The organism is Desulfovibrio sp. (assembly GCF_034006445.1).
Taxonomy (GTDB): Bacteria; Desulfobacterota; Desulfovibrionia; order Desulfovibrionales; family Desulfovibrionaceae; genus Desulfovibrio.
Map to the genome: position 1 here is coordinate 544,120 of NZ_JAVESS010000001.1, position 14,578 is coordinate 558,697.

The 14,578-nt window shown below is 53.7% G+C and carries 18 protein-coding genes; 6 read left to right on the forward strand and 12 right to left on the reverse strand.

Annotated elements, in window-relative coordinates; all coding sequences use genetic code 11:
• Nucleotides 1-436: 436 nt before the first annotated feature.
• The 8 genes from RBR41_RS02235 to RBR41_RS02270 form a co-directional block, all read right to left on the reverse strand.
• Nucleotides 437-1,342: a phage Gp37/Gp68 family protein gene (locus RBR41_RS02235; RefSeq protein ID WP_320350660.1), complete on the reverse strand. Its 906-nt coding sequence runs from the start codon at nt 1,340-1,342 to the stop codon at nt 437-439.
• A 115-nt stretch (nt 1,343-1,457) separates the two neighbouring features.
• Nucleotides 1,458-1,742, reverse strand: a complete 285-nt coding sequence (locus RBR41_RS02240; protein WP_320350662.1) for a hypothetical protein — start codon at nt 1,740-1,742, stop codon at nt 1,458-1,460.
• Nucleotides 1,743-2,146: 404 nt separating this feature from the next.
• Nucleotides 2,147-3,655 (reverse strand): hypothetical protein, encoded by a 1,509-nt coding sequence (locus tag RBR41_RS02245; protein ID WP_320350664.1) that lies wholly within the window; start codon nt 3,653-3,655, stop codon nt 2,147-2,149.
• 77 nt (nt 3,656-3,732) lie between these two features.
• Nucleotides 3,733-4,674 carry a DUF1351 domain-containing protein gene (locus tag RBR41_RS02250; protein ID WP_320350666.1) on the reverse strand — a complete coding sequence of 314 codons (942 nt, stop codon included), beginning with the start codon at nt 4,672-4,674 and terminating at the stop codon, nt 3,733-3,735.
• Nucleotides 4,675-5,706: a hypothetical protein gene (locus RBR41_RS02255; RefSeq protein ID WP_320350667.1), complete on the reverse strand. Its 1,032-nt coding sequence runs from the start codon at nt 5,704-5,706 to the stop codon at nt 4,675-4,677.
• A 143-nt stretch (nt 5,707-5,849) separates the two neighbouring features.
• Nucleotides 5,850-6,647, reverse strand: a complete 798-nt coding sequence (locus RBR41_RS02260; RefSeq protein ID WP_320350669.1) for a RecB family exonuclease — start codon at nt 6,645-6,647, stop codon at nt 5,850-5,852.
• Nucleotides 6,644-6,805 (reverse strand): hypothetical protein, encoded by a 162-nt coding sequence (locus RBR41_RS02265; protein ID WP_320350671.1) that lies wholly within the window; start codon nt 6,803-6,805, stop codon nt 6,644-6,646. Before RBR41_RS02265 ends, RBR41_RS02260 begins: the two co-directional genes overlap by 4 nt.
• A 120-nt stretch (nt 6,806-6,925) precedes the next feature.
• Nucleotides 6,926-7,270 carry a hypothetical protein gene (locus RBR41_RS02270; protein WP_320350672.1) on the reverse strand — a complete coding sequence of 115 codons (345 nt, stop codon included), beginning with the start codon at nt 7,268-7,270 and terminating at the stop codon, nt 6,926-6,928.
• Nucleotides 7,271-8,007: 737 nt separating this feature from the next.
• On the opposite strand from RBR41_RS02270, the gene RBR41_RS02275 reads away from it, so the two are divergent.
• Nucleotides 8,008-8,247 (forward strand): hypothetical protein, encoded by a 240-nt coding sequence (locus RBR41_RS02275; protein WP_320350674.1) that lies wholly within the window; start codon nt 8,008-8,010, stop codon nt 8,245-8,247.
• 246 nt (nt 8,248-8,493) lie between these two features.
• Here the strand turns inward: RBR41_RS02275 and RBR41_RS02280 are convergent, their stop codons facing one another.
• The 4 genes from RBR41_RS02280 to RBR41_RS02295 all read right to left on the reverse strand — a co-directional run bounded on the left by RBR41_RS02280 (nt 8,494) and on the right by RBR41_RS02295 (nt 10,755).
• Nucleotides 8,494-9,084 (reverse strand): hypothetical protein, encoded by a 591-nt coding sequence (locus RBR41_RS02280; protein WP_320350675.1) that lies wholly within the window; start codon nt 9,082-9,084, stop codon nt 8,494-8,496.
• 243 nt (nt 9,085-9,327) lie between these two features.
• Nucleotides 9,328-9,843: a hypothetical protein gene (locus RBR41_RS02285; protein WP_320350677.1), complete on the reverse strand. Its 516-nt coding sequence runs from the start codon at nt 9,841-9,843 to the stop codon at nt 9,328-9,330.
• 65 nt (nt 9,844-9,908) lie between these two features.
• Nucleotides 9,909-10,265, reverse strand: a complete 357-nt coding sequence (locus tag RBR41_RS02290) for a hypothetical protein (protein WP_320350678.1) — start codon at nt 10,263-10,265, stop codon at nt 9,909-9,911.
• 247 nt (nt 10,266-10,512) lie between these two features.
• Complete coding sequence (locus RBR41_RS02295; protein WP_320350680.1) at nt 10,513-10,755, reverse strand: hypothetical protein; 243 nt, start codon at nt 10,753-10,755, stop codon at nt 10,513-10,515.
• A gap of 42 nt (nt 10,756-10,797) precedes the next feature.
• On the opposite strand from RBR41_RS02295, the gene RBR41_RS02300 reads away from it, so the two are divergent.
• The 5 genes from RBR41_RS02300 to RBR41_RS02320 all read left to right on the forward strand — a co-directional run bounded on the left by RBR41_RS02300 (nt 10,798) and on the right by RBR41_RS02320 (nt 14,509).
• A complete protein-coding gene (locus RBR41_RS02300) occupies nt 10,798-11,217 on the forward strand; it encodes a phage regulatory CII family protein (RefSeq protein WP_320350682.1) in 420 nt (139 codons plus the stop codon).
• Nucleotide 11,218: 1 nt separating this feature from the next.
• Nucleotides 11,219-11,548 carry a hypothetical protein gene (locus RBR41_RS02305; RefSeq protein WP_320350683.1) on the forward strand — a complete coding sequence of 110 codons (330 nt, stop codon included), beginning with the start codon at nt 11,219-11,221 and terminating at the stop codon, nt 11,546-11,548.
• Entirely contained in the window at nt 11,545-12,522 is a 978-nt protein-coding gene (locus RBR41_RS02310) for a phosphoadenosine phosphosulfate reductase family protein (protein WP_320350684.1), read from the forward strand. The genes RBR41_RS02305 and RBR41_RS02310 overlap by 4 nt, the downstream gene beginning before the upstream one ends.
• 578 nt (nt 12,523-13,100) lie before the next feature.
• Complete coding sequence (locus tag RBR41_RS02315) at nt 13,101-13,364, forward strand: hypothetical protein (protein ID WP_320350686.1); 264 nt, start codon at nt 13,101-13,103, stop codon at nt 13,362-13,364.
• Nucleotides 13,364-14,509, forward strand: coding sequence for a hypothetical protein (locus RBR41_RS02320; protein ID WP_320350688.1), 1,146 nt, complete (start codon nt 13,364-13,366; stop codon nt 14,507-14,509). Before RBR41_RS02315 ends, RBR41_RS02320 begins: the two co-directional genes overlap by 1 nt.
• Nucleotides 14,510-14,578: the final 69 nt, after the last annotated feature.

The following is a 14,578-nucleotide window of genomic DNA, read 5'->3' on the forward strand; positions in this document are numbered from 1 at the left end:
GCTTATATTCTGCAACCGCTCAACGCGGATGCCGATTATCTCCAAGGTAATGCGCGATGCCCAACGGGGCATGTGGATGGAAGGACGCCAGGGCGTATAGCATTCATCTATAGACGCCTCTGCTTTCGGGTTCACCGTCGCCCGGTAACAGGGGGTGCCTGATGGTGGGCATATGCAATTCTCACCGCATCCGCACATATCTGTATCCCACTGTCTGAAAGTTTCCCGCACCCAAAGGCGGTCACCGGGCTTGCCGTGTGGGGAAGGCCATTTTGGCACATACCCGGCGAAGGTTGACACACAGTAACAGTCAATATCCCCGTCCTCTTCCCAGTGTTTTACAACCCGTCGCGTCTGGCTTTTTCTGCCCTCCAAAATTGCGCGGACCATCGGGCCTGAAAAAAGGATGGGGCGCTCCTTTGGCGATGGGATCGTGTCAGTCATGGCGGTCCTCCGGGGTTTCGCTGTATTCACGGCCATCCAGCAGGCGGCCAGCGCGTTTCTTGCCTGTACGATGGCTCCAAATCTTTGCATCCCATATATGTACTGGTTCGGCGTATCCGCTTGGGCCGCAGCAGCTTGGAAGGCACGGAAACCACTCACCCCAGGACTTGAAGAAGAACGGCACCCCCACATCTTGGCACTGGTCCCGCAGGCTCCTAACCCAGTCTGGGCTCATTGGCCGTGCGCCGAGGCCGGTTTCTCCGCCGCAGATAACCCAGCCAATGCCGGAAAGATCAACTGTTCCAAGGTCAGAAAGAAGCGGTTCAAAAGATACGAAGCGAAGTGCGGCGGGGGTTTCGCGCAAGAAGTCCAATTTCCAAAGTTCATGACGGTTACAGATGGTGACGCCAAGCCACAGGTTCGGCAACGGGCGTTTCAGCATCAGCGGCATGACTGTTTCCATGTTTTCAGGCCGCTTGGTCAGCATCATGAAAGTGTGCTGGTGGTGTTTTTGGATATGCAAAGTAAGCATGGCAATACGCACATGCATGGTGTCAGGTGCAAACTCCACTTCGCCACCGTCCACCAGGGTAACGTCCTGCCGGGGCGTGTCATTGACGCCGCTGAAAAACAGATCCGTCATGCTGCCGATGAAAATGCGCTTGGGCGTTTTGGGCAGCCGGTCAAAAATGGACAAATCCTGCTCACTGACCTTGCCCGTCCACTTGCCGTTTGCATCTACCAACCCGGCATAGGCGTGGGCCGTCTGCGGATTGCGGGCAAGCCGCGCGGCAAAGCGCTCGGCATAGCAATTATCGCAGCCGGGGGAACAGTGGGAGCAACCCCGCGTGGGATTGATGGTCAAGTCGGCCCATTCAATATTGGTTGCTGTAGGCATAAGAAACTCCCCGCGTTTACGGCATGCGCGGCCCACCTTCATGAGAGGATGTCATGGCTGAGAAATAAAAAAGCCGCCCAGTGAGGCGGCTTATTGGTGTATGACAAACTTTTTCTCAACTAATCAAGAATTCTAAGGCAGTGCCTACAGCGCCAATAAAAGCAAAAAAGGCACCAACTGCATTAAACCAACTGGAAAGGGCAACGCATTTTTGGTGTGCGAGTCTTTCTGGCGCATGTAAAAGGGTTGTAACCTTTTCAAGTAATGTCAGTGAAGGAAAAGTTGGACCGCCAATTGCCCCTGATATCCAGATCCTTATTCGTGAGGCACGGATCAAAAAAATTGCAGACAACGCTAAACTTATAACAATCATTAATTTTAAATAAGATCCCAGTTCCATTGTCCACCTCCTTTTTATAAAATCTCATTTCAACAGATCGTGTCAACACCTCTCCTATCCAATCACTTGCTAGGTCGCTAAGAAGCTTTGACAGGCAATGTGGAAGAGGATCTTTACTGAACAGTGCCCGCGCTAAGGTTAATTGCATCTGCATAGTTCCTCCACAAGTCCCGCCAACGGTTCCAAGCGCTGGCGGTCATGTAGGGGATCTCACAATTTTTCAAACATCCCACATCCACATATGGGACACTTCTTCTTTTTTGAAACAGTCCCACACTTTTTGCATGCGCGGGACGGTTTGCCATCACTGAGCCGTTCGCCCTTGCAACTTGCGTAGATGCGGGCAAAGTTCTTCGATTTGCTCTTCCCCGTGAATTCAGGGCGGTTCGGATTGTCGTAGCCGCTCATTGAACGGCGGATTCCGTTGCTTGGTGCTCCACGGCCACTGGCGGCTGGTCGGCTGGCACATCGTCGGAAATTTCAGCTGGCACTGTTCCCGTGTTCACGCCGTCCGAGATCCAGTTGTCATCCTTGGCGCCGTCTTCGGCTTCGGGGTTGCGCATGCAGGTGTTGCACGGGGGCATGTTGACTGCCATGCTCTTGTAGTTGCAGGTAGGGCACTCACGGCGCGGCGTCCATTTGTCCAGGCCGCCTTCAACGGTTTGAGCACAGTTGGCGCATTCTTCGGCCTGCGCGCCGTCTTCAGCGTTGTCGATGTGGGCGCAGTTGATGCAGGTGTGCCCCCACGTCTGCGGCGTCGGCTCCGTGATGCCCTTTTTGCGGGGATCTTCGCCCAAGGGCGCGGAGTGGCCCTTGGAGTCAGGAGGCCCGTCAAACAGCGTCGGGCGGCGCTCTTCTGGGGTCATGGGGCGGCGCATAACCTCTTCTGCCACCTCATCGGCAGTGACGAACACGAGTTCGCCGGAATCAAAGTCCTGGTACACGTCGCACAGCACGCCTTGCGGCTCGGTTTTGCCCTTTCGGAACTCGGCAGCGGCTTTGCTCAGTCGCTTTTGTTCCGCGTCAATCTTTGCCTTGTATTCCTTGCGCACGTCGGCAAGATCGCCTTCAAGCTCGTCAACCTTGGCCTGTGCTGCGGCCATTTCCTTGCCCAGGGCAATTTTGTCTTCGTCGGATAGCGGAAACGCCTTGGTGCAGGTGTCCCGCTTGAGCCAATGCACATCACGTCCGCGCAGGCAGGAGGGCGGGACGTTGCTGTCCTGGGGCTCGTCGTGAGGCTCACTGTCGCCCTCCTCATCTTCCTCAGGCGCATCAGGACAAAGGTCGGTGGGCTCAATGGCGCTGGCCATGACGTGGCATAACAGCGTATCGCCCACGTTGATTTCTTCGGCATCATGCGTGAACTCCCTTGTGGACAGGTCGGCCGTGTTGCCGTGGCGATCTTCAACGGTGGCCGTTTCACCGTCTTCAGAGAATTCAACAATGGTCAGGGTGAGTTCAACTGTTGCGTTAGGGCCAGACGCGACGGCAACGAAATTGTCACTGATGCCCGCCGTGTGCCCGAACCGGGTGCATTCGTTGCACACATCGAGGACGTTGTGTTCATCCTCGTCGTAATTCACGCAGTCTTGGCAGCGGATGCCATCACCTTTCGGGGTAAATTCCGTCACTTTTGCGGGTGCGGCTGCCTGCTCCTCACCGTCTCCGAAAACCTTTGCGTACCCCTGGCCATCCACCAGCCCTTTGTCCTCTGCCAGCCAATCTGGCAGTGTCACTTCAACATCCGTATCGCCGCGCTCCCCGGCGTATTCGACTTGACTCTTTGCCAGCCAAACTTCATCGCCGTTGCACGCCAGCAGGATGGCGTCTTCTGTTTCCTGTATGATGTCGCCGTAGATGGTGTACATTTCCGGCTCGGGGCGCGGGAGCGCTTTCGCTTTCTTTCTGGCCATGTTGCTCTCCTAAAAAAAGGTGCCCGCGCCGCATGGGAAACGCCGCGGGCTTTTGTGGGGGTGTGTGAGGTGGAAGTTTATCGGAGGCGTGCGCTGAACGTGGTGCATGTTCCCCGAAGGGTTGCCAAAGCGCTACGCACGGCAGCTTCGTTTGCCGGGCTGTAAGTTATAATGATTGACATGGTTTTATCCGGGCCTGCGGCCACAATGGGCAGGGGGGCGGGTTGCGGCGACGGCTGTTCAGCCGCAGGTTCACGAGGGGGAGGTTGGCGATGCATTATTGTAACAGGTCGCGCAGGTTCCTTGACAGATGCCAGGCGTGCCACCTCCCGCTCCGCAGCAGTCTTGATTTCAGCGCATACTGAATCGAGAGGGGTACCAAGGTCGCTATTCCTGGGCGTCATGAACTGTGCTACGGAGAGTTCTATACCGCGTTCAGCGTTGGCCGCTTTAACGGCCTGTTCGATTGCCGCAGCCCGCTCTACCCTCGCCTGCTCAGCCTGGTGCTGCATACGCTCAGATTCAATGCGCTGACAAATAATGTCCTGGACAGATTCGCGAATGGACTTCAACGACGTGGACTTGTTCAGCCACTTGTCTTGAATGGGGATCGGGAAGGGATGGACTTCAACTTTGTGCGCGTCCAGTTCTTCAATGATGATGTCCTGTACCACCTCGCGCTTCTTTTCGCGCTCTTGTTCAACAAAGTGCTGCACCTGCTCACTGAGAGCCTTGTATGTGTCGTCGAAGATTGTCGTGACCTTTTTAATCTGCTTCTCAAAATCACGGAGCGGTTCGCTCAACTCTTTGACTGTTTCTTTACGGGCGTTGTCCAGGCTGATTTTGGCTTTGTTGAGCTCAGCCATGCATTCACGAATTTCTGGTACTTGATCATCAGTGATCACAAGCCCGTCGTATTTTCCGGTCATGCCCCTGGCCCAGGCCACAAGCCCTGCGAAATCGAAACTGACTGCGGGCGGGCTTGACTGGAGCTTCATGCGTGGATCTGCTATGGCCATTTATCCCTCCTCGGGCAACTCAACGTTATCCCATTCAGGGCATCGCGGCCGCATGCTGCATTTTTCGCAGTCGGCCTCCGTCACCATGCGTTCGCCGTCTGTACGCGGGCAGGGAAAGGCGTTTTGGTTCAGGGCGTTTGGGTTCAGGTTGTTCTGCTGCTGAGGTTGCGGCGCGGGCTCCTTGGGGGCCGCCTGCTTTTCCTTTTGAACATGGGGCTTTTCCTGCACCGATACTTTCTCGCGCGCCGGTGCCATTTCCTTGGGCGTAACCTCGCCGGTATCCACGTTGATATGTTCGCTGGTGGCGGCCTGCGGCAATGTCGCTTTTATGTCGTCCATGGTCATTGGCTTTGGCTCTTCATCAAAGCCGAACGACCCAGGCGACATTTCAGACAAATCAATGGTGTCGTGAATTTCTTCGGCGGTCTGTATGCCCATGAGCAATTCAGGGGCGTAGAGCTTGCCAAAGAATGAGGCTGCCCGGTAGCGAAGCATGACTTCCGGCATGGTCTTCCACTTTGAACCATCCTTCCCGTACCATCCTTCAAGGACAGCCATTTCAATAGTGACCGGGGGCGACGAAATGCGCTCTCCGGTGGCTTTTTCAATGGCCCAAGCCACGCACCTCATATTTTTGAGGCGGGCTTTTTGGGACACGTCCTTGCGAAAGTTTTTGCCGGTCTGCGGGTTTTGCTCCCATACTTTTTCCGACCATTCAAAGGTTTGTTCCCCAAGGTCTTCGATTTCGAATCGCAAAGGGCTGAACTTACCGCATGCGTTGATTGCCGCCGTGATAAACTGTGACGACCAGCCCGGCCGCCCTTCGACGATGTACAGATTCTGCATGATCATGAGAGGGTCGGCACCAAGGCGCTGCGACATATTCAAGGCCAGCACACAGTTGGAAATGGCGTTAGGATTTTGGGTTGTCGGCCCTTCTTGGTTGCCGTATTTATCGCGCTTGACCCATGTGGATTGGTATTGTTTCGGCACCAATGTCGAGTTGGAAAGCAGATGTGCCGCCCTTTGCATGAGGTCAAGCCCGCCAGCCGTAAAAAAGCCAATCTGGGTTTCACCCGGGAGGCTGCGAGTTGATGCCTTCAATTCCGCGAGGCTTGTCGTATTGCCGCCGGGGCGCGGCGCCTGGGATACGGTTGCAGCCTGAGTCATGGTAGTTACCTCTTCCACCGGCAGACATGGAAAGCCGGGCAGTATTTTTCTCCGCAGATTTGCGACTTGGGATTTCCGTAAAACAGACCGCTGTGCAGCATATTTGATGCGATGGTGAGAAGCCCTGGACCTTCATCACCACCAACAAGCAGTGAGCGGGCACCGGATATCTCCCCTACCCCGGCCCTGCGGCCCTTATCCGTTTTTGCGACCTGCAGGCCCATAATTTTTGCAGGGGCATCAATTGGCAATCCTGTTGCCCTGGACGCCATAAGCTCATACACGCCCATCTGGGCGGCATGCCCCTTGGTATTAACCGTGCCATCAGCAGCAACCGCGCTCTTGCCCGTTTTGATATCGGCTATGCCCAAGCATCCGTCGTGCGCTTCGTATATGCGGTCCAAGGTACCAGTGAGAATCAAGCCAACGTCTTCTATGGGGAGATCGTCGCAGGTTGCTTCAACGGCGACATATGCCTGTTGTGGGGATATTTGCTCGCAGTACATTCTGTGCAGTGGCAACGCTATGCTCTCAGCCTCTCGTGGCGACGACTCCCCCCAATCAACGTCTTCGTTGGGATGATGTATGGCATCCACAACGGCGCCAGCGGCTTCATCGGGCGTGAGGGGGTTGCCTTCAATGATTCGCTGGTCAAAAAGTGCAGCACCCGCATGCACGGCGGTGCCAAGACGCGCGGCGTCCGACGCTGGCAACCGCATCCCTTTGACATATTTAGCTTCCCATCGTGCCGGACAGTCAAAAAGCTCAGCCAAGGACGATGCGCGGATATTTATCATGCTCATTGTTTTATATGCGCCATCTGTATCTTCCTGGCCGCCTCAGCATAGGCCGCGTGTTCTTCTGGGCCGTCGAGGCTGCCGACGATTGCGAAAAGTAGGAGCATGGCCAGAGCCAATGCCCAGCCGCGCCAGTTTTTCAGGGGATTGAGTTCATGCCACATGTCAGCCACCTATCAGTTTGCTGCACACGGCCACCGCCAAAGGGACAAGGCCAGCCAGGGCCACGGCGCGCAGCCAATCGCCCAGATATGCAAGTTGAATATCAAGCATACTCCCCTCCCCTACAGGCTTGCCGGAAAATCCACGCCAGGGTGGACTCCGTAAGTTTTGCAGCACGGCGGATTCGCCAACTCGTCAAGGAAATCTGAACACGGCTCGAATGCGTCAGCGTGATTGTCGCAGCGGCCATCTGAGGCCATCAGTGTGACGGACACGCCCGCATCAGCTTCAACCGCGCCGCGTTTGCAGGGGCACACGGCAAGCTCACCGCGCCGGATGCAGTTGCGGTCATAAACGGGAACCACCATGGCTTCGGAGCGATCCCAGAAGCGACAATTGCCGCAGGTTCTTTCTGAGGCGAGGATTTCAAGTTCATCCTCTTCAGGCGTGTAAAGCTCTTCGCTCATGGCGGCCCCCGTAAAAGTTGAGGCCGGGGAATTACCCCCGGCCGTGTATGTAAACCGACTGATGTCGGGAGTTGTAAAAGCCGGACACACAATGCACCCGGCTCCGCGCAACCACAGAGAAACAGCAAAGACGTGGAGCGCTGCAAGTTGAAGGCAGGCCCCGGATTCGCGCCGGGCGGTGTGTCGTTTTTCCAACTGGTTTTGCTGCGTTATCTCCCACAAAGCGCCAGTATGTACGTCTTTGCCTCGTTCGCCAGGGCCGCACCTGCCGTAATCTCTCCAGTTCCGCCAACGACCATTTTGCCGATGTCAGCAATCTGGTCGCCAGCGGTCAAAAGAAATTCCTTAAAGTTTCGCTGTAATGGTCGGTCAACAGCTACCTTGCGCCCTTTCGGGAGGCCGACGCTTGCACGCCACCGTCTTTTCGCCCCTACCCCTTCTGCACCGGGCCAGTTCCCCTGCTCTTCCTCAGCCTTCCCTGCGCTTCGTTTGCCTTCCCGCTCCCGTGGGCTTGCGGCTGTCCTGCACCCGGTACTTGTGGCCTTCCCTCTGCTCTTCCACTTGTGGCTACTTTCGCCCGGGGGCTGTGTTCGCCGCTGGCAGTGCGTCGGTGAAATCAAAGTAAGAGATTTTAGCTTACTATGCAAGAAAAAAATAAGTGCTAATCTCTTACCTATGGACATATTAAAACCATAAGGAAACCCAACAGCCAGAAACATATCCCCCAAGGAAAAGACATGACCGAGAAAGAAAAAGACTACGCAGCGTTCTCGCAAGGCGACCCCAACATGGCGGATAAACTCAAAGACTATCAGGCATTCGTGAGCGCGGTGTTGATGCACAACATTCCGCCGGAGCAGGCATCGGCCATATTTGCCGTTTCAGGGCGGCCTGGGGGCAAGCAAGCCGAGCGGCGCCCTCTGACAGATGAAGAGTTGAGAATTAAAAAGGACATTGTTGATAGCTTGCTGATGTGACCACCCGCAGTTCAGCGGGCGCAAAAAAAGCCCCTCGGTGAGGGGCGGAAACAGATTGTCGAGTGGCTATCCCTTACGCTGCGGAGGCGCCGGGGGTTTAGGGTTGGTCGGCGGATTCCTGTTGTTGGTTATACGTGTCCCCCCGCTCCCACCACTGGCCGTTGGTGTCGGCTGCGGTTGGGGGCGAGGCTGGGCCGGGCGTGAAGGTTTAGATCCGTCACCCATGAAGCGCCTCCTTTTTTAATGTTAGCAGAGCAGTGTAACCAAAGCTGTGCCCACTGAAGCGAGCACGCCCCATGACATGCATCGTAATTTTACACCTATGGAGTTGGATTCTGCTACGTGCTGAGTGATGGCTTCTTGAATATCCCTGATAAGGGTTATCCGGCAGCTATCCGTATAGAACTCATCACAATCATCAAAGGCAAGATCTCCAATCTTAGTCCAAGGGAAAACTGTTGGCCCCACACCCTTACCTCTGCCTCTCATGGTATCTACGCCAAGAAGAAAAACGACCAGAGATAGAATTAGTGACAGGCAGGAGAAAAATTTAAAAACTTTACTCTGCACATCAACCGTGAGGTCGATAAACGCAATAAGCTGTTTTGTTGACGCGATGTCTGCAAAAAATGCAAGTTCTGCTGCAAAAACAACAGTTGCTATCCATAGGTATGATTTTATTGTTGAATGCTGAAACCGCTTTATTGTGTAGGTTGTTTGATTGTAATCATCCAATGCTGAGCGCAAGACAGCATCAAGGGTTGTGCTATATTTTGTATTGAATGCAATTTTTTGTGCTTCGGGTGTCGGTTCAGAAGTCACTGCTGTTTGAGTCATGGTTCCTCCGATTGCCCACAAGATAACAAAGTCTATAGCGTAAGAAAACAAAAAAGCCCCCAGGGGGGCGAGGAAAGAGGGACAGAAATGTGTGAGTGGTATCAAAAATTAGAGGTCATATTGTTCTTTTTGGGGATGGTGCTTTTTATTTTCGTTTCAATATATCTTGGAATAGAAGAGGAAAAAAGAAAAAATGAAAGATTTAAAACCCCTTCATTGATATTTAATTATAAGCGCTAATTCTCATTGTAGCGCTGGAAATGAACAGTATATAGCCCTCAAAAAACACCCTACCGATGCACACCAGAACAAACAAGCGGAACAACTTAGCGCATTTCCTAGTATGGCAGATTTTATTTTAGGCTTGTCCGTTAGGGACATGTCTTCTTTCATAACACGCTGGATACTATTAAAATAAAAAGAAATTTCTTCGTTTACGTTTCGGTCAAAAGCTGCGGAGTAGGCGCGCTGAGCAAGATATGAAACCCCTCCACACAATACTGCCAATATAGCACCCCATGCACATCCCATAAGAGATCCAATTCCAGTGCTGCCGAGTTTTTCCAAGTGTGAAAATATTGCAATACCGGCCATTCCGTTCAGTAAAAAGGCACCATTTATAGCGATTTTTGAATAGTCGATAATAGCAGAAAAATGAGCAAGTCTAATATTGTAAGCGGCTTTTGATATTGCCATTACATTTTCTTGGTGAAGGTCAAGCCAAGCTTTTTTATAATCAAATCGTTGAGAGTCTGGCATGCGCACACCTCCAATTCTATCTTAATACCCCACCAGCACCCAGGCCACAGCCTCCAGCTCACTGCTCAATTTTTGTAGGCAGAGCCATTTTCCTCAGATCCGATTTCCGCCGAGTGTGGGATCTGCATCTTTTTTTCGGACGCGACATTTTTTGCGCATTCAAAAGTTGTTTCAAGTGCCTTGCTCTGTACGGCTCCACAGAGATCCGTAATGGACACCCCCATAGCACACGCCAAATCGTAAGCATCTCGAACAGAAAGCTCTTGAGGCGGATCCCCATTTCGAATTTTCCGCCACTTCGTTCCCGCATCTTTTCGTTGCGTCCAAGCTTTTTCCGCCAAAGGTTTAGCCTTAATTCCTTTTTTCAAGGAAATTTCGCTTATTAGCTCCACGAGAGCGCGTTCAAATTGAAATCCGTTCATGAAGTTACCGTACAGCAGGGTAAGAGATTATCAATTGGCCAATTTGCCCGTTGATTGATAGGCTATAATCTCTTATCATGCCGCCAGAGGTAGAAAATGAATATCCAGGATGCATTTACAACTCTTGCACAATTTTATGGATCCCACTCAATGGCTGCATCAGAACTTGGGTTCAGCAGGGACCATTACCGCGCCATGCGCAATGGCCGGGCAAACGTGCCTGCGCGCACGGCAAACCTCATTTTGCTTAAAGCTCAAGAACTTCAAGCACCCCCTGCCACGTCACCCGCACCGGCTGCTCAGGAAGTAGCGCAGTGAGCAGCGCCGCGGCGTGTCCCACTGCCCGCTCCACTGCTGCGACCTCGCCCATTTCCTTGGGGTAGCTGCGGTACAGGGGCTCGGGAAGCAGAGGCGTAACTACGGTCACAAGCAGATGGTTGTGCTTTGGCGTGATGCTGGCGCGGAAGATTAAAGTGGCGGTCTTTACCATGAGAACAGATTACATTCATGCAATTCAGTGGGTAACGATATTATGGGCAAGGAAATTTCACAGTCTGACGTAATGCGAGCCTTCCTGAGCATGTCGCTGGACTACGGGCAGGAGCTTATGGCCGGGAAGCTGGACATTAAGGTCTCTACCCTTTCCAACAAGGTGCAGCCTTACAATCATGCAGAGCGCAGGCACTTTTTGAATCTGTGGGAAGCCGACGACATGCTGAGTTTGAGCGGCGACATGCGGCCACTTGAACTGATGGCGGCCCGACACGGCTTTGCACTTTTGCCTCTTAAGGCAACGCCGGACGCGCCAACGCTCGATGCTGAGAAACTGCAAGATTACATCGCAATCACTGAATGCCACGCCGAAGAGGATCCCATAAAGCGCGTCTACAAGCTAAATGCGGCCATACGCGAACTCATGGAAACAGACGCTAAGCGAAAGGAGGGAGAATAGCATGGACACCCGCACCCGAAAAAAATACCTGCAGGCGGCGCGCGTCATGCTGCACTTGCTGGAAGGCCATCACTCACGGCTGCCCAAGGGCAAGACGCTGCAAGATGCTTTGGCCGACGGCATAGCCGCCGCTCAGGCTTTGAGCTTTGATGCCGTGGGCAGGGAAGAACGAGCCAGGGGCGCAGCGGAAGCCGCAGCGCGATTTGAAGTGCTGCGGGCACTGCCTGTTCCAGCACCGCAGCCAATAGGCCGTGGCATCGAGGCGTTGTATGTGCCCATTCCCGCGCCGTCATGCGGCATTGAAAGAAGCTTGCCCAGGGGGGACCAATGAACATCCCCCTGATTGTAGGCAGAGAAAACGTGAAGCACGTTGTTTCCGTTAGCGGCGGCAAGGATTCAGGGGCCACTTATCTTGAAGCCTTGGAACGAACCGAGGGTGACTTTATCGCTCTTTGCGCGGACACCGGCAACGAACACCCTGAAACGCTGGAATATGTGTCCAGGTTACATGAGCGCACAGGCGGGCCAAAAGTCCAGATCATCAAGGCTGATTTTACGGCACAGCTTGAAAGGAAAAAACGATTTTTAGAATCCGGTAAAGCTGTGAGCCGCACAAAGAACCCATGGTCACCAGCGCGAGTAGACCAGGTCCTCGCTCATGGCTTAAAACCCACCGGCATTCCATTTCTGGATCTTTGTTGCTCAAAGGGTTTTTTCCCTGCGAGAAATTCTGCATTTTGCTCTCAATCATTAAAGAGGCTTTCAAATCTTTCATTGGTTCAACAGCCGCTGATAGACTCAGGATTCCATGTTTGGAGTTGGCAGGGAATACGCGCTGAGGAATCCGCAAAGCGTGCTTGTTATCCGATGTGGGAACCGTCACCAGATACTGAAGGCATGACGATTTATCGCCCACTAATGGGGTGGACTCTTGCCGATGTCATCGCCAAGCATAAACACCATGGGCTTAAGCTCAATCCTCTCTATGGCATGGGATTTGAACGAGTAGGCTGCCTCCCTTGTATCAATTCATCCAAAAAAGACATCCGGCTTGTAGCGAAATTGTTCCCTTGGGCAATTGAAAAAATTCGCCAGTGGGAAAATGAAGTCAGAGCCGTATCCCGATTGCAGGTTTCAACCTTTTTTCATCAAGACACTACCCCTGGGGCGTCTGGCCCGACCCAGATTGATGAGGTTGTTCGATGGTCGCGCACCAGGCATGGCGGCAAGCAATATGACCTGCTTGTGTATGCCGACCAAAGCATTTCTGACGTTTGCATTTACGCAGGGGGGTTGTGCGAATGACCCGTCGCATCATTTCACTCTGCGATTATACGGGAAACTGGTCTCGTCCATACGTCGAATCTGGGTATGACGTCGTACGTGTTGATCTGCAGCATGGCGGTGATATCCGGCTACTTCAGAAGGACACCTCGCCCGTACATGGCATTCTCGCAGCCCCCCCCTGCACCTGCTTCGCTTCATCCGGCGCTCGTTGGCAGCGGACGGATGCAGACATGGTCGAAGCGCTATCTGTAGTCGATGCCTGCATCAGGCTGGCATGGGCGCACAGGGGCACACTACATTGGTGGGCGCTAGAAAATCCTGTCGGCAAGCTTGTTCGGTACCTTGGCAAGCCACTTATGCGATTCAACCCATGCGACTACGGAGATCCGTACACAAAGCGCACATGCCTGTGGGGCCAGTTCACACCGCCCCTGCCGCTCATACTTGGCAAAATTTTGAGCGTTTCGCCAACAGAAGGCAGCAAAATGCATACTCAGTATGGCGGCAGATCTCAGGCAACCAAAAATGCCAGAAGCGCCACTCCATTGGGCTTCGCTCGGGCTTTTTTTGATGCAAATCAATAATGGAGAAAGTCCATGGACATCACAAAATTAAATCCTCGCAATGTCATCCGAGCAATAACCCTCTGTCGCCCGTATGCCGTCGTCTATTGCGCCAAAAACTCCGACGGGTGGCTTGTGCAGTATCCCGACAAGGCCGAGCCGGAATTGATGGAAAAAAAATCATTCGACCGCAAATTCTGTCTTGAATCAGACTGCCCGCCCAGGGTGAAAGAACTCTTTAGCGGAATACAGACATTCAGCCAGTGGCGGCGTGCGTTAACCGCCGGGAGAGATTAATGAATACTGACATTCGCCTCTCTGTGGGCTTCTGGCAGCACCCAAAGACGCGCAAGACGGCAAAACGCCTTGGGCTTGAAGGGATTCGCGCACTGCAAATCCTGTGGTCATGGGCTGCGCAAAACCGCCCAGACGGCAATCTTTCCAGCCTGGATTGGGAAGACATTGAAATGGCTGCGGACTGGCAGGGAGAAGAGAAAGCCTTCTTTGATTATTGCCTGGGCGTCTGGATTGATGAAGTTGCCGGGAGCTACGCTCTACATGATTGGAAGGATCACAACTCATGGGCCAGTGAGGCTGATGAGCGTTCAGACAAGGCAAGGTTTTCACGCCTGGCCACCGCAAACCGCGAAGCTTACGACAAGCTGAAAGCTGTGGGTATCAACGCCATCAGCAAGGAAGAATATGACCGACTGACGACCGTTCAACGACCGCCTGACGACCGTCAGACGACCGTGGCGCGTTCGTCCCACGTCACGCCGACTCCTGCTCCTTCTCCTGCTCTTACGCATAAAGACAAAGAGAGGGGGGATAGCGCGCACGCGCACGTAGCACCTTTCGTGCCAGAAATACCCCCGGAACAGTTTCAGGGTGACATTGACGACTTGAGCCCGGCAGAATCGGGAAGTGCTGTACTCGTCCAGCCTTTTTCGGAGCCACCAGCAGATGTATCACAGAGCACAGGGCCGAAACGCACAGACTGCCCGAGCAAAGGCCATCCGCAGTGGCGGGCATTCATGTCCTGCTGGCAGGTCTACCCCGTACAGCAAGGTCAAGAGGCGGCTTGGCGTGAGTGGATGCGGCTGCATTGCAACGGAACATTGCCGGATGTGTACGCCGTCAGAGATGCAATCCTGACCCTCGCGCAAGAGGACAGCCGATGGCAGCGCGGCAAAATTCCGAACATGGCAAAGTGGCTTAATGGCAAGGGCTGGAACGACACGCCGTTTGTTGAACCGGCACAGCAAGCCAGGGATGGGCCGCCGGTGGCCAGAACACAGGCGCAACGTAACAGGCAGAATCTTGAAGGCATGGCGGCGTTTGTGAGAGCCGCAGACAAGGAGCTTGAACATGGCTACGAAGCAGAGAATCTCAACGGAATTGGCGCGCATGGCCGTAGTTTACCAGCAGGCGTTGGGCGCTGACGAACTTAGGGCGCTCGTGGGCACATGGGCTGAGCTTTGCACCGACATTAGCGACGCAGAGTTTATAGC

Excerpts from the sequence above, each read along its gene's own strand:
- RBR41_RS02280 (WP_320350675.1), bottom strand. The coding sequence starts at position 9,084 with ATGACTCAAACAGCAGTGACTTCTGAACCGACACCCGAAGCACAAAAA.
- RBR41_RS02250 (WP_320350666.1), bottom strand. The coding sequence starts at position 4,674 with ATGGCCATAGCAGATCCACGCATGAAGCTCCAGTCAAGCCCGCCCGCA.
- RBR41_RS02235 (WP_320350660.1), bottom strand. The coding sequence starts at position 1,342 with ATGCCTACAGCAACCAATATTGAATGGGCCGACTTGACCATCAATCCC.
- RBR41_RS02310 (WP_320350684.1), top strand. The coding sequence starts at position 11,545 with ATGAACATCCCCCTGATTGTAGGCAGAGAAAACGTGAAGCACGTTGTT.
- RBR41_RS02285 (WP_320350677.1), bottom strand. The coding sequence starts at position 9,843 with ATGCCAGACTCTCAACGATTTGATTATAAAAAAGCTTGGCTTGACCTT.
- RBR41_RS02295 (WP_320350680.1), bottom strand. The coding sequence starts at position 10,755 with ATGGTAAAGACCGCCACTTTAATCTTCCGCGCCAGCATCACGCCAAAG.
- RBR41_RS02300 (WP_320350682.1), top strand. The coding sequence starts at position 10,798 with ATGGGCAAGGAAATTTCACAGTCTGACGTAATGCGAGCCTTCCTGAGC.
- RBR41_RS02270 (WP_320350672.1), bottom strand. The coding sequence starts at position 7,270 with ATGAGCGAAGAGCTTTACACGCCTGAAGAGGATGAACTTGAAATCCTC.
- RBR41_RS02245 (WP_320350664.1), bottom strand. The coding sequence starts at position 3,655 with ATGGCCAGAAAGAAAGCGAAAGCGCTCCCGCGCCCCGAGCCGGAAATG.
- RBR41_RS02240 (WP_320350662.1), bottom strand. The coding sequence starts at position 1,742 with ATGGAACTGGGATCTTATTTAAAATTAATGATTGTTATAAGTTTAGCG.
- RBR41_RS02320 (WP_320350688.1), top strand. The coding sequence starts at position 13,364 with ATGAATACTGACATTCGCCTCTCTGTGGGCTTCTGGCAGCACCCAAAG.
- RBR41_RS02275 (WP_320350674.1), top strand. The coding sequence starts at position 8,008 with ATGACCGAGAAAGAAAAAGACTACGCAGCGTTCTCGCAAGGCGACCCC.
- RBR41_RS02255 (WP_320350667.1), bottom strand. The coding sequence starts at position 5,706 with ATGCAAAGGGCGGCACATCTGCTTTCCAACTCGACATTGGTGCCGAAA.
- RBR41_RS02290 (WP_320350678.1), bottom strand. The coding sequence starts at position 10,265 with ATGAACGGATTTCAATTTGAACGCGCTCTCGTGGAGCTAATAAGCGAA.
- RBR41_RS02260 (WP_320350669.1), bottom strand. The coding sequence starts at position 6,647 with ATGAGCATGATAAATATCCGCGCATCGTCCTTGGCTGAGCTTTTTGAC.
- RBR41_RS02305 (WP_320350683.1), top strand. The coding sequence starts at position 11,219 with ATGGACACCCGCACCCGAAAAAAATACCTGCAGGCGGCGCGCGTCATG.
- RBR41_RS02315 (WP_320350686.1), top strand. The coding sequence starts at position 13,101 with ATGGACATCACAAAATTAAATCCTCGCAATGTCATCCGAGCAATAACC.
- RBR41_RS02265 (WP_320350671.1), bottom strand. The coding sequence starts at position 6,805 with ATGTGGCATGAACTCAATCCCCTGAAAAACTGGCGCGGCTGGGCATTG.